The organism is Rhodococcus marinonascens NBRC 14363 (genome assembly GCF_001894885.1).
Classification (GTDB): domain Bacteria; phylum Actinomycetota; class Actinomycetes; order Mycobacteriales; family Mycobacteriaceae; genus Rhodococcus_F; species Rhodococcus_F marinonascens.
This window is the reverse complement of record NZ_BCXB01000003.1, coordinates 274,088-287,207: the sequence shown is the minus strand read 5'-3', so window position 1 is coordinate 287,207 and position 13,120 is coordinate 274,088. Positions and strand designations below refer to the sequence as shown.

The window sequence follows — 13,120 nt, the reverse complement described above, 5'->3', positions numbered from 1 at the left end:
TAAGACCTTTCCGCCATCCACCACTCTCTAGCGAGGCCGCGAAATAGGAAAAATGGGAAAATGGGAAAGTTTGAATAATGGATGGTATTTAGCTATCGGCGGATCGGCAACTCGGGCGTAAGGTGATCGCGGATCACATCGCTCGCGTCCCTAAGTAGGAACGCTCGCCGAAATCAGGTTTTCAATGATAGAAGCACAGACATCAGATTCACATACCGTCAGGGTTGTCGGAGTCACCATCGCCGCCGCCGTGGGTGGGTTTCTCTTCGGATTCGATAGCTCGGTCATAAATGGTGCGGTCGACGCCCTTGAGGGCCACTTCCAGCTCGGACCAGTCCTCCTAGGCTTCTCGGTGGCGATCGCCCTGCTCGGATGTGCTGTCGGCGCGTGGTTCGCGGGCCGCCTCGCAGACCGCTGGGGCCGCAAGAAAGTGATGCTGCTCGGTTCGGCACTCTTCATCATCAACTCGATCGGGTCCGGGTTCGCGTTCAGCGTGCCCGACCTGCTGTTGTGGCGCGTGGTCGGTGGAGTCGGTATCGGTATCGCATCCGTCATCGCACCGACGTACATCGCGGAGATCGCGCCCGCCCGCCACCGCGGTGCACTGGCCTCGCTCCAACAACTGGCCATCACGATCGGCATCTTCGCCGCGCTGCTGTCGAATGCGGTGATGGCGAACGCCGCGGACGGTGCGGCGAACGAACTGTGGCTGGGCCTCGAGGCCTGGCGGTGGATGTTCCTCATCGGCGTGATTCCCGCGATCGCCTACAGCGTTCTGGCCCTACTCATTCCCGAGTCTCCCCGCTATCTGGTGGAAAGGCACCTCGACGAGGAGGCCGCCAGAATTCTCAAGTCCATCACCGGCGAACACGACCCGCAGCGAAAAGTCCGGGAGATCCGGCAAAGCCTGCACCACGAATCGGCCACCTCGTTCGCAGATATTCGCGGACCGAAGTTCGGGCTGCAGCCCATCGTCTGGGTCGGCATCACAATGGCCATCTTGCAGCAGTTCGTCGGTATCAACGCGATCTTCTACTACTCCACCACGCTGTGGAGGTCTGTGGGGTTCACCGAGAGCCAGTCCTTCACGACGTCGGTGATCACCTCGATCATCAACGTCGGCATGACATTCGTCGCGATCCTGTTCGTCGACCGGGTCGGCCGTCGAATCCTACTGATGATCGGCTCGATCGGCATGTTCGTGAGCCTGCTGATGGCCGCAATCGCCTTCTCACAGGCGACGGGAAGCGGCGACAACGTCGACCTTCCCGGCCCGTGGGGTCCGGTCGCCCTCGTCGGCGCCAACCTCTTCGTCGTCTTCTTCGCCTCCACGTGGGGGCCGGTCATGTGGGTGCTGTTGGGTGAAATGTTCCCCAACGACATGCGCACCGTCGCCCTCGGTATCAGTACGGCGGCCAACTGGCTCGCCAACTTCGCAGTGTCCCTGGCCTTCCCGCCACTGACCCAGTCGGTTGGCCTGTGGTTCCTTTATGGGACGTTCGCGTTCTTCGCCCTGCTCTCGTTCTTCTTCGTTCGGTCTAACATCCCGGAGACGACGGGCAAGGAACTCGAGGAAATGCGCGCCTGATCCGATCCGGCCGGATCACCCTGTGATTCGGCCGGATCCCGTCGGCGAGAGGTCAGCCTTGACAGCCGTTCCTCTCGACGCGCTGTGCGCGCTCATACGCGTCGATATCGTCCCGCCCGGTGGGGTTCAGGTTCCCCAGGCCGGCAACCCATCCCGTGATCTGCTGGGCGACGTCCTGCGCGGTGAGGCCCAGTTCGGCGTGGATCTGTGCGCGGGACCCATGATCGAGGAACTGTTGTGGAACACCGAGATCACGGCAGGGCACATCCACGCCGGCCGACCGCAGCGCCGAGGAGACGGTAGAACCGATGCCACCATGCAGTCCGCTGTCTTCGACGGTGACCACCAAGCTGTAGTCCGAGGCGAGTTTCACCAGTGACTCCGGGACCGGGAGGACCCAGCGCGGATCGACAACGGTCGCGCAGATGCCCTGCTGCTCCAGCCGGTCGGCGGAGGTGAGTGCGAGACCGGCGAACGCGCCGACCGACACGATCAGGACATGTTTCGGTCCGGATGGGGCGCGAAGGATGTCGACGACGCCGTCCAGTCGGCTCACCGCGGGCACGACGTCGCATACCGCACCCTTCGGGAAGCGCAGTGCGGTAGGGCCTTTGACACCCAGGGCCTCAATCAACTCCTCGCGGAGAGTGTCGCTGTCACGTGGAGCCGCAACCTGCATACCGGGAACGATGCCCAGCAGCGACATGTCCCACATGCCGTTGTGGCTGGCGCCGTCGCTGCCGGTGATACCTGCGCGATCGAGAACGAAGGTCACGGGCAACTTCAGCAACGCCACGTCCATCAGCAACTGGTCGAACGCGCGGTTGAGGAAGGTCGAGTAGATCGCGACCACCGGATGCAGTCCGCCGAGGGCAAGGCCCGCCGCGGAGGTGACGGCATGCTGCTCGGCGATCCCGACGTCGAACATCCGGTCGGGGAATCTTTCACCGAAGGCGGCGAGTCCGGTGGGACCCGCCATCGCAGCGGTGATGGCCACGATGTCCTGCCGCAGACCGGCCTGCTCGATCAACTCGGCCGAGAACACCGACGTCCAGTCGGCCGATGCAGTCCCAGCCGACTTCCCTGTCAGCGGATCGATCACGCCGGTCGAGTGCATCTGATCGGCCACGTGGTTCTCGGCGGGCGCGTAGCCCATACCCTTGCGGGTGACGGCGTGAACGATGACAGGTCCGCCGAAAGCCTTCGCACGCCGCAGCGCGGATTCGAGCGCCACCTCGTCGTGTCCATCGACCGGTCCGAGATACTTGATGCCGAGATCGGTAAACATCACCTGCGGAGCGACGGCGTCCTTGATGCCGGCCTTCATCCCGTGCAGCACCGAGTAGGCGGTCGGCCCGACCCACGGGATCTGCTTGAGGATCCTGCGACCGTTGTCGAGGATCCGCTCGTAGGAGGGTTGGAGGCGCAGCGTGGCGAGGTGGTCCGCGAGACCACCGATCGTCGGAGCGTACGAGCGGCCGTTGTCGTTGACGACGATCACCACCGAACGGTCCTTGCCTGACGCGATGTTGTTCAGGGCCTCCCAGCACATGCCGCCGGTCAGGGCTCCGTCGCCCACGACGGCGACCACATGGCGCGCCTGGCCGGTGATCTCGAATGCCTTCGCGAGACCGTCCGCATAGGACAGTGACGCCGAGGCGTGCGAAGACTCGACCCAGTCGTGATCGCTCTCGGCCCGGCACGGATAGCCGGAGAGCCCGCCCTGCTTTCGGAGCGAATCGAAGTCGTCCTTGCGGCCTGTGAGGATCTTGTGGACATACGCCTGGTGACCGGTGTCGAAGATGATCGGGTCGGACGGTGACTCGAAGACGCGGTGTACCGCGAGCGTCAACTCGACGACGCCGAGGTTCGGACCCAGATGCCCGCCGGTCGCCGCGACTTTCTGCACAAGGAACTGCCGGATCTCCCCGGCGAGCTGCCTCATCTCCGCCGGATTCAGCTGACGAAGATCGTCAGGCGTCTGGATACGGGCAAGAACACCCAACGAGATCGCTCCCTCCGTGATGCACGCTGCCTTACGTGCCAATGCCACGTGGCTTCGTGTCACGTCACAGTGAAACCAGTGTACGGAGCCGAGGACGTGCCGGAAACACGGCAGGGCAGGTAGGTCCCCTATACCGACAATTCTCCTTGGGTATCGTCGCCGCTGCCGTGACTGGCTTCACACGATTGCCGCGCGGTCCCGCTCATCCGAACCCCGACATCGTGGTGATCAGACTCCTAGGGTCGTCTCATGAGCACTGTCGTGGACGCGCTGATCGCAAATATCTTCGACCGAACCGCGGAGAACCGTGACGGCACACTTGCCGACTACATTCCCGAACTCGCGGCTGTAGCGCCCGACTCGTTCGGCATCTGCGTTGCGACGGTCGACGGCCATGTGTACGAGGTCGGCGACACCCGGCTGCCCTTCACGATCCAGTCCATCTCGAAACCCTTCACCTACGCTCTCGCGCTCGCCGACTGCGGGGCCGACGCTATCGCCACCAAGATCGATGTCGAACCGTCCGGGGAAGCGTTCAACGAGATCAGCCTCGATCCGCACACCGAGCGGCCGCGCAATCCCATGATCAACGCGGGCGCCATCACTGCGGCGGCGCTGGTTGCCGGACCGGATGTGGACTCGAGGTTCGAGCGGATCCGGAGGGCGTATTCGCGGTACGCAGGCCGGGCACTGACGTTCAACGACTCCGTGTACGCCTCCGAGTCTCGGACCGGACACCGCAATCGCGCCATCGGGCACATGCTGCGCTCGTTCGGCATCATCGCCGGCAACCCCGACGAGGCGGTCGACCTGTACTTTCGCCAGTGCTCGATCGACGTGACCTGCCGAGATCTGAGCTTGATGGCCGCGACGATGGCGAACAACGGAGTCAACCCCCTCACCCAAGACACGGTCCTGGATCCGGCTCTCGTCGAGCGGGTGCTGAGCGTGATGTCGACGTGCGGGATGTACGACGGCGCGGGGAAGTGGTTGTACGAGGTGGGGTTGCCGGCCAAGAGTGGCGTCGGCGGCGGGGTCATTGCTGTGCTTCCGGGCCAGATCGGCATCGCGATTTACTCGCCGCGACTCGATTCCCACGGCAACAGCGTGCGCGGCGTGGAGGCGTGCCGAGCCCTGTCGTCCGAACTGGAACTTCACTTCCTCCACGTCACCCGCGCAGCCCGGTCGGCGATCCGCGCTCGCTACTCCGTCTCCGACGCACCCTCCCGGATGCGGCGGACACTCGCCGAACGAGCCACGCTCGACGACGTCGGCAACCGAGGCCGAATCTACGAACTCCATGGAGATCTGCTGTTCGCGGGTGCGGAGACAGCGGTCCGGGAGATCGGCGGTTCCGAGGAGGGCCTCGAAGTGGTGGTCGTCGACGTCCGCCGCGTCGACGAGGTCGGCGGGATCGCGCGCCGCATGATCGAGACCCTGCGCGCCGACCTGACAGAACGGGGGTGTGCGATCACCTTCGTCGACCCAGTCGGCCTGCTCGGCAACACCCACTCCAACCTGTCGGGGAGCACCGGCAGGGTGTACGCCGATCTCGACGCCGCAGTGCAGTGGTGCGAGGACATCCTGCTGGATCGGTACTGCAGCACTGCCCGCCAGTCCCGCTCGGTTGCGGTCTCCGAGCATCCGGTGCTGTCCTCGCTGAGTCCCGGGCAACTGGAGTGGTTCACCGACGATCTCGAGACCCGAACGTACGCTCGCGGTGAATACATCGTCCGACGCGGCGACGGCGCATGCGGGTTGTTCCTGCTGCTGTCCGGTCAGGTAAGCACGACAGTCACAGACCAGTCGGGGGCGGTGCACCGGATCGTGACGCTTTCTGCCGGAATGAGCTTCGGGGAGATGACGGTGATCCTCGACTCCCGCTTCCTCAACGACGTCCGAACCGACACGCCGGTGACGGTCGCGGTGCTCACCGCCGATCGATACGCCGAAATGACCGCAGCAGAACCGGAACTCAAGCTGGCACTGCTCGAGAGACTCGCAGTCGGCGCCTACGAACAACTCGACGTCATGTTGCGGTCCGTACTGGGGCAGGGCGGCAGCCGCTGAGCGGTTCACCCGAAAACCTGTTGCAGAAACCGGAAGTATCGGACACTGTGTGTGCCCGGGATCGGCCGCGTTCGAATCGAAAGCAAGGTGCAAATACTCATGGAGACCAAGCTGGCCATCGAGACGACGGGGCTCGTCAAGGTGTTCGGATCCACTCGTGCGGTCGACGGCCTCGACCTCGCCGTGCCGCTCGGGGGTGTCTACGGCGTACTCGGACCCAACGGCGCGGGCAAGACCACTGCGATTCGCATGTTGGCCACACTCCTTCCCCTCGACGGCGGATCGGCCACCGTACTGGGGCACGACGTAGCGACCGAAGCGGATGCGGTGCGCAGCAAGGTTTCGCTCACGGGCCAGTTCGCCTCGCTCGACGAGGACTTGACGGGCACCGAGAACCTGCTGCTGCTCGGGCGCCTGTTCGGGTATTCCCGTGCGGCCGCCCGCTCCCGATCCGAACAACTACTCTCCGCGTTCGGGCTCGAGGAAGTCGGAAAGCGGCAGGTGAAGAACTACTCCGGCGGCATGCGCCGACGGCTCGATATCGCGGCGAGCATCATCGTCACACCGGAGATGATCTTCCTCGACGAACCCACCACCGGACTGGACCCGCGCAGCCGCAATCAGGTGTGGGAGATCGTCCGCGCCCTGGTGGCCGGCGGGACGACGGTGCTGCTGACGACGCAATATCTCGACGAGGCCGATCAGCTCGCCGACCGGGTGGCCGTCATCGATCACGGCAAGGTGATCGCGGAGGGCACCACCGGAGAACTCAAGTCCTCGGTCGGATCGGGTGCCCTGCACGTCCGTGTCGCCGACATAGATACCCGTTCGGCTGCGGCAGTGCTGCTGCGGGAGGTGCTCGAGGTACCGATCACCGAAGAGCCCGATCCGGCAGCCCTCAGCGCTCGCATCGACGACCCGACCCGCGTCTCGCGGGCACTGCCCGCGCTCAACGACGCCGGAATCGCAGTCAGCACATTCGCATTGGGGCAACCAAGCCTCGACGAAGTCTTCCTCTCCCTGACCGGTCGACCCACCGAGGAGCATGCGTCATGACATCCACAACCGACCGGACCGCCGTCACTGCCACAGCCGTCGCCGACATCCTGAAGGTGCCGGGGCCCAGGCCGCCGAGACCGACGGCGTGGTCCACTTCGTTGTCTTTTGGCTGGCGGGCCCTACTCAAGATCAAGCACGTCCCCGAACAACTCTTCGACGTGACCATGTTCCCGATCATGTTTACGCTGATGTTCACATACCTGTTCGGCGGCGCGCTAGCCGGATCGACCAGCGCCTACGTCCAGTTCCTTCTGCCGGGGATTCTCGTACAGACGGTCGTCATGATCACGATGTACACGGGACTGACTCTCAACAAGGACATCGAGAAGGGTGTCTTCGACCGGTTCCGCTCGCTCCCGATCTGGCGCCCCTCACCCCTCGTCGGAGCGCTGCTCGGCGACGTCGTCCGTTACACAATCGCCTCGATCATCGTCCTGATCCTCGGGCTGGTCCTGGGCTTCCGTCCGGACGGAGGTCTCGTCGGGGTCGTGGCGTCGATCGGACTGCTGTTGCTGTTCTCGTTCAGCCTGTCCTGGATCTGGACGATGTTCGCCATGCTCATGCGCACGGAGCAGGCGGTCCTGGGTGTGTCGATGTTCATCCTGTTCCCACTGACGTTTGCCAGCAATATCTTCGTGGACCCCGCCACCATGCCGGGCTGGCTCCAGTCGTTCGTCGGAGTCAACCCCATCAGCAAGTTGGTGACGGCACTTCGCGGGCTCATGGCAGGGTCCGTGGAGGTGGCGGAACTCACCGTCGTCTTCGGTTGGTGCGCCGGGTTCGTCGTGATCTTCGGGCCCCTGACGATGCGCCTGTACAACCGCAAGTCGTGATCTTGGCATCCCCGACACGTCCCGCAGTCGGTGAATCCGTCGTCGGACCGGGCCAGCCCAGGAACGATGTTGCCCGTCTACCGGTCAATTCCCAGTCTGCGGTGGGCACGGCGCGGGGCGCGGATTCCGGCGTTGAGCGGAGGCACCGAACGTATCGTTGAGCTGGGTCAGCGACGCCACCGCCGCCAATGCTTGTTCCTGCGACCAGCTTTCGAGCATGCTGCGCAATCGTTCGGCGCGCCGTTCGGTCGTCTCTCGTAGGATCTCGATTCCGTTCGGCGACACCCGAATGCGCGACGCGCGTTTGTCGTGGGGGTCGGTGGCGCGTGAGACGTATCCCCCGGCGACAAGTTCGGAGATTTGCCGGCTCAACGAAGACTGGCTCACGCACAGATCGGCGGCCAACTGGTTCTGGCGGCACTCCCCTCGCGCGGCAAGCGCGAAGAGCACGCTCGTCAGCGCGGGAGCGATCTGGGTCTCGCCGCTCGCGGACACGACGGACCGCAGCGACCGCCCCAGCGCGAACACTCCGTCGACAAGCGCTTGCGCAGTATCTGCCTGTACCGAATCTGCCCGTACCGACATCGCGTTGCCCTCCGACCACTCACTCATTGCAGGATCGACTATACATTTCGTTGCGTTCGGTAAACAACGATGCCACCCTAGTGGCCACGTACAAGCAACGCGAGGCACTCCACGTGATGTGTGAGGGGAAACGCGTCAAATGCGCGGATTTCGTGCACCCGGTAATCCTGCGCGAGGTAGAGACCGATGTCGCGGGCGAAAGACGCCGGGTCGCAACCGACGTGCACGATGCGTTCAGCGCCGGCAGCGGTCACCGCCTCTATCACGTCCCGACCCGCTCCGGATCGGGGTGGATCGAGCACCACGACCCGCGGTGGGGTGGGCAGCGCAGAGATCGCTCGTTCCACGCGGTCGGCATGGAAATACACCTGCGGCAGATCGGCGAGTGCGGCCCTGCCGTCGGAGACTGCCTGCCGCGAGGACTCGACGGAATCCACGTGGACGGATGGCCCGCCGGTGCCGGCCAGGGCGGCAGCGAAAACCCCGACTCCGCTGTAGAGGTCCCACGCCGCGTCACCCTCGGACATCTCGGCCCACTCGGCAACCACCTCCGAATAGGTTTCGGCGGCGCCACGATGCGCCTGCCAGAACCCGGTGCCGGCCAGCGGCCATTCACGGTCGCCCACGTGTTCCACCGGACGCCCCGATCCGAGGACCACCCGCTCGGCCCGGGGTGCACCACCGGCAGCCCTGCGCGCCATGGCGCCCCGCCGACCAGAACTGGTACGGCCCGTCCTCGACACCTTTGGCGGGGCGATCTCGATGACATGCCGCTCGTCCGCCCCGTCGAGGACGATTTGCACCTCGCTGCCAGGTTTCCAATCATGCTCGGCCACACCATCATAGGCACCCTGCTCGATTTGCGGGCAGGCGAGATCCGTCACGATTCCGGAACTCCGGTGCCGGTGGTAGCCGGGTCGACCGTCTGCGTCGACGGCGAGCCGGACCCGAGTGCGCCAGCCGGTTCCATCGCCCGTGCCAGGCAGTTCCTCGACGTCGACGTTTCGCTGCACTCGTGCGAGCCGCACCAACTGCTCGGATACCACCTGGGACTTCATCTCCCGCTGCACTCGCAGACTTGCGTGTGAGAAGTCGCAGCATCCTGCACCGCCCGGCCCCGACACCGGGCACATGGGCATGACCCGCTCGGGAGACGCATCGAGGATTTCGATCGCGTCGGCCCGGCAATAAGATCCGCCTCGATCCTCGGTGACGGCGGCCGTCACGCGCTCTCCCGGCAGTCCGTGCCGCACGAAAACCACGCGGCCCTCGTGCCGGGCGACGACGAATCCACCGTGCCCGGGGTTTCCCAACCGGAGTTCGACTCGACGGCCCAACCAGCTCTCACTCAACGCTTCTCACCGTCGTTTCCCTCGGATTCGTAGCCGCGACGTGCCGCCCCGGCAGTGTATTCGATGTTCATCGGTTTCGCCTTCTCGGACGAACTCAACTGCCACGGAACACTGGTGACCATCACACCGGGCTGGAACAGCAGCCGACTCTTGAGCCGCAGAGCGCTCTGGTTGTGCAAGACTTGCTCCCACCAGTGTCCGACAACGTATTCGGGTATGAACACGGTGACCACGTCGCGCGGTGAGTCCTTGCGGACGCGGCGCACGTAGTCGAGTACGGGTTTCGTGATCTCACGGTAGGGCGACTCGATCACCTTCAGCGGCACCGTGATGTCGCTCTTCTCCCACCGCCGCACGAGTGCGCGGGTGTCGGGTTCGTCGACGTTGACGGTGATCGCCTCGAGCGTGTCGGGGCGGGTGGCGCGGGCGTAGGCCAGCGCACGCATCGTCGGCATATGCAACTTCGAGACGAGAACGATCGAGTGGGTCCGGCTGGGCAGAACGCCATCCCACTCCTGCTCCTCGAGTTCCACGGCCACGCTGTCGTAGTGCTTGCGGATCAGTTTCATCACGATGAAGATCGCGAACATTGCGACGATAGCGATCCACGCGCCAGCCGCGAACTTGGTGATCACCACGATGATCAGCACCGCGCCGGTCATGCCGAGGCCTATCGAGTTGATCACCCGCGACCGGTACATCCGGCGACGCTGGGCGGGATCCCTCTCGGACCTCAGGTGCCGGGTCCAGTGCCGGATCATGCCAGTCTGGCTCAGCACGAACGAGACGAACACCCCCACGATGTAGAGCTGGATGAGTTTGGTGACCTCGGCATCGAACAGGACGACGAAGGCGATGGCAGCCCCGGACAGGAACATGATGCCGTTGCTGAACGCCAGACGGTCGCCGCGAGTATGCAGTTGACGGGGCAGGTAACGATCCTGCGCCAGGACCGATCCGAGAACTGGAAATCCGTTGAACGCGGTGTTCGCGGCCAGCACCAAGATCAGAGCGGTGACGACGGCTATGAAATAGAAGCCGATCGGGAATCCGCCGAACACGGTCTCGGCAATTTGCGTGATCAGTGTCTTCTGGTTGTATCCAGCCGGCACACCCGTCAACTGATCCTGCGGATCGTCCGCATAGACGATCCCGATCTTCTGAGCCAGGATGATGATGCCCATGAGCAGGACGATCGCGATCGACCCGAGTAAGAGCAGGGTCGTGGCCGCGTTACGCGACTTCGGCTTCCGGAACGCAGGAACACCGTTGCTGATCGCCTCGACACCGGTCAGCGCCGCACAACCGGAGGAGAACGCACGCGCGACAAGGAAGGCGAACGCGATTCCGTACAAGTGGGAATCCTCGGCTTGGAGCTCGAATCCCGACGACGCTGCCCGCAGATCCCTGCCGAGGACGAAAATCTGAAAGAACCCCCACGTCAGCATCAGTGCCATCCCGACGATGAACGCGTAGGTCGGTATCGCGAACGCGATACCCGACTCGCGCACACCGCGCAGGTTGATGGCCGTGAGCAAAACGATGGCCGCAACCGCAAACAACACCTTGTGTTGGGCGACGAACGGGATGGCAGAACCGATATTCGACGCGGCCGCAGAAATCGACACGGCCACCGTCAGCACGTAGTCGACGAGCAGCGCACTGCCGACCGTCAAGCCTGCCGTCGGACCGAGGTTGACCGTCGCCACCTCGTAGTCACCACCACCCGACGGGTAGGCGTGCACGTTCTGCCGATAGCTGGCCACGACGATCACCATCACCGCAGCGACAGCGAGCCCGATCCAAGGCGCGTACGCGTACGCGGAGATCCCCGCTATCGACAGTACGAGGAAGACTTCCTCGGGTGCATAGGCGACCGAGGACATCGCGTCCGAGGCGAAGACCGGCAAGGCGATCCTCTTGGGTAGCAGCGTGTGCCCGAGCTTATCGCTCCGGAAAGGTCTGCCGAGCAGTAGCCGCTTGGTGGCGGTCGAGAGCTTTGACACTGGCAAAGCCTATGCCGTCCTAGATGAACCTGGACCCGCACCCACCAATGTGTCCATCCAATGTGTCCATTTTGCGATCTCCGTCTTGCTTGCCCTCCCGTGTGGGCACTGTACGGTTCGATTCGGTACGCACGCACTCGAGGCGTGACGCCAGAACCCCTGAACGGAGTAAAAGGTGTATGTGGTCATCATGGGGTGCGGCCGGGTCGGTTCGTCACTCGCCGGCTCGCTGACTCGGATCGGACATGAGGTCGCGGTCATCGATCGCGACCCGGCCGCATTCCTGAGACTCGAACGCGACTTTCCCGGGCATACCGTCGTCGGAATGGGTTTCGACCGTGACGTCCTGGTCGAGGCCGGTATCGAGCGCGCCGAGGCGTTCGCTGCGGTGTCGTCTGGTGACAATTCCAACATTATCGCCGCGCGGGTCGCCCGCGAGACGTTCGGTGTGGAACGCGTCGTCGCCCGAATCTACGACGCAAAGCGCGCCGCCGTGTACGAGCGGCTCGGAATCCCTACCGTCGCCACCGTGCCGTGGTCGACGGACCGCTTCCTCCACACCCTCACCCGCGACAGCCAGACGGCCAGGTGGCGCGATCCGTCGGGAACGGTGGCCGTCACCGAGTTGTCGCTGCACGAAGACTGGATCGGTAGGCCGATCGACGAACTCGAGGCGGCCACGAATTCGCGTGTCGCGTTCATCATCCGCTTCGGCACCGGCATCCTGCCCGATCGCAAGACCATCCTTCAGGCCGACGACCAGGTGTACATCGCGGCCGTGTCGGGAACGGTGGCCGAGGCCGTCGCGCTCGCAGGCAATCCCCCACCCGCAGACGACTGACACGACAGTGAGAATATTCACGATCGACCACCCGAACGGAAACAATCGATGAGAGTCGCAATCGCAGGAGCCGGCGCAGTCGGACGCTCTATCGCACGCGAACTGGTCCGCAGCCAGCATGACGTAATGCTGATCGAGCGCAAACTCGAACACATCGAACACGGCTCCGTGCCCGAGGCAACCTGGGTGCACGCCGATGCGTGCGAACTGAGCAGCCTCGAAGCGGCCTCGCTCGAATCCTACGAGACCGTGATCGCAGCCACCGGTGACGATAAGGCCAACCTGGTTCTCAGCCTTCTCGCGAAAACCGAATTCGGGGTCAGTCGCGTGGTCGCGCGCGTCAACGACCCGCGCAACGAATGGCTGTTCGACGAGTCCTGGGGCGTCGACGTCGCGGTGTCCACACCGCGGATGCTCGCATCACTGGTGGAGGAGGCCGTCTCGGTTGGCGACCTCGTGCGGCTCATGACGCTGCGTCAGGGTCAGGCCAACCTCGTCGAGGTCACCCTCCCGGACAACACGGCGCTCGCCGGGAAGCCCGTCCGCAAGCTCCAAGTGCCCCGTGACGCCGCACTGGTCACCATCCTGCGCGGCGGACGAGTGATCGTGCCGCAGCCGGACGATCCCCTCGAGGGCGGAGACGAACTGCTGTTCGTCGCATCGGTGGATGTCGAAGATGACCTGCGAGCTGCCGTGGGCCTCCATTTACCTCAGCGGAATTGATCCGACCCGAAGGATCAGTCGAGCACCACCACATCACTGGATCTCGTCGACTCTGCTT

At 64.2% G+C, this 13,120-nt stretch carries 10 protein-coding genes; 6 read left to right on the top strand and 4 right to left on the bottom strand.

What is annotated here, in order from left to right:
• Positions 1 to 184: 184 nt before the first annotated feature.
• Positions 185 to 1,588: a sugar porter family MFS transporter gene (locus tag RM2_RS05000; RefSeq protein WP_072687715.1), complete on the top strand. Its 1,404-nt coding sequence runs from the start codon at positions 185 to 187 to the stop codon at positions 1,586 to 1,588.
• A 52-nt stretch (positions 1,589 to 1,640) separates the two neighbouring features.
• Here RM2_RS05000 and dxs read toward each other — a convergent pair whose 3' ends face one another.
• A complete protein-coding gene (dxs, locus tag RM2_RS04995; RefSeq protein ID WP_072687754.1) occupies positions 1,641 to 3,593 on the bottom strand; it encodes a 1-deoxy-D-xylulose-5-phosphate synthase in 1,953 nt (650 codons plus the stop codon).
• A 249-nt stretch (positions 3,594 to 3,842) separates the two neighbouring features.
• Between dxs and glsA the strand changes: the two genes are divergently transcribed.
• The 3 genes from glsA to RM2_RS04980 all read left to right on the top strand — a co-directional run bounded on the left by glsA (position 3,843) and on the right by RM2_RS04980 (position 7,555).
• A complete protein-coding gene (gene glsA / locus RM2_RS04990) occupies positions 3,843 to 5,663 on the top strand; it encodes a glutaminase A (RefSeq protein WP_072687714.1) in 1,821 nt (606 codons plus the stop codon).
• 93 nt (positions 5,664 to 5,756) lie between these two features.
• The gene (locus RM2_RS04985; protein ID WP_072687753.1) at positions 5,757 to 6,719 is read left to right on the top strand and encodes an ATP-binding cassette domain-containing protein; all 963 of its coding nucleotides are present in this window, start codon (positions 5,757 to 5,759) and stop codon (positions 6,717 to 6,719) included.
• Positions 6,716 to 7,555 carry an ABC transporter permease gene (locus RM2_RS04980; RefSeq protein WP_072687713.1) on the top strand — a complete coding sequence of 280 codons (840 nt, stop codon included), beginning with the start codon at positions 6,716 to 6,718 and terminating at the stop codon, positions 7,553 to 7,555. Before RM2_RS04985 ends, RM2_RS04980 begins: the two co-directional genes overlap by 4 nt.
• A gap of 84 nt (positions 7,556 to 7,639) precedes the next feature.
• Here RM2_RS04980 and RM2_RS04975 read toward each other — a convergent pair whose 3' ends face one another.
• From RM2_RS04975 to RM2_RS04965, 3 genes are read right to left on the bottom strand one after another with little or no spacing between them, the layout of a single operon-like run.
• Entirely contained in the window at positions 7,640 to 8,167 is a 528-nt protein-coding gene (locus RM2_RS04975; protein ID WP_084721636.1) for a MarR family winged helix-turn-helix transcriptional regulator, read from the bottom strand.
• Between the two features lie 50 nt (positions 8,168 to 8,217).
• Positions 8,218 to 9,492 carry a class I SAM-dependent RNA methyltransferase gene (locus tag RM2_RS04970; RefSeq protein ID WP_072687712.1) on the bottom strand — a complete coding sequence of 425 codons (1,275 nt, stop codon included), beginning with the start codon at positions 9,490 to 9,492 and terminating at the stop codon, positions 8,218 to 8,220.
• Complete coding sequence (locus tag RM2_RS04965; protein ID WP_072687711.1) at positions 9,489 to 11,498, bottom strand: APC family permease; 2,010 nt, start codon at positions 11,496 to 11,498, stop codon at positions 9,489 to 9,491. Before RM2_RS04965 ends, RM2_RS04970 begins: the two co-directional genes overlap by 4 nt.
• A gap of 175 nt (positions 11,499 to 11,673) precedes the next feature.
• On the opposite strand from RM2_RS04965, the gene RM2_RS04960 reads away from it, so the two are divergent.
• Positions 11,674 to 12,339: a potassium channel family protein gene (locus RM2_RS04960; RefSeq protein ID WP_072687710.1), complete on the top strand. Its 666-nt coding sequence runs from the start codon at positions 11,674 to 11,676 to the stop codon at positions 12,337 to 12,339.
• A gap of 48 nt (positions 12,340 to 12,387) precedes the next feature.
• Positions 12,388 to 13,062, top strand: a complete 675-nt coding sequence (locus tag RM2_RS04955) for a potassium channel family protein (RefSeq protein ID WP_072687709.1) — start codon at positions 12,388 to 12,390, stop codon at positions 13,060 to 13,062.
• The last annotated feature ends 58 nt before the right edge of the window (positions 13,063 to 13,120 follow it).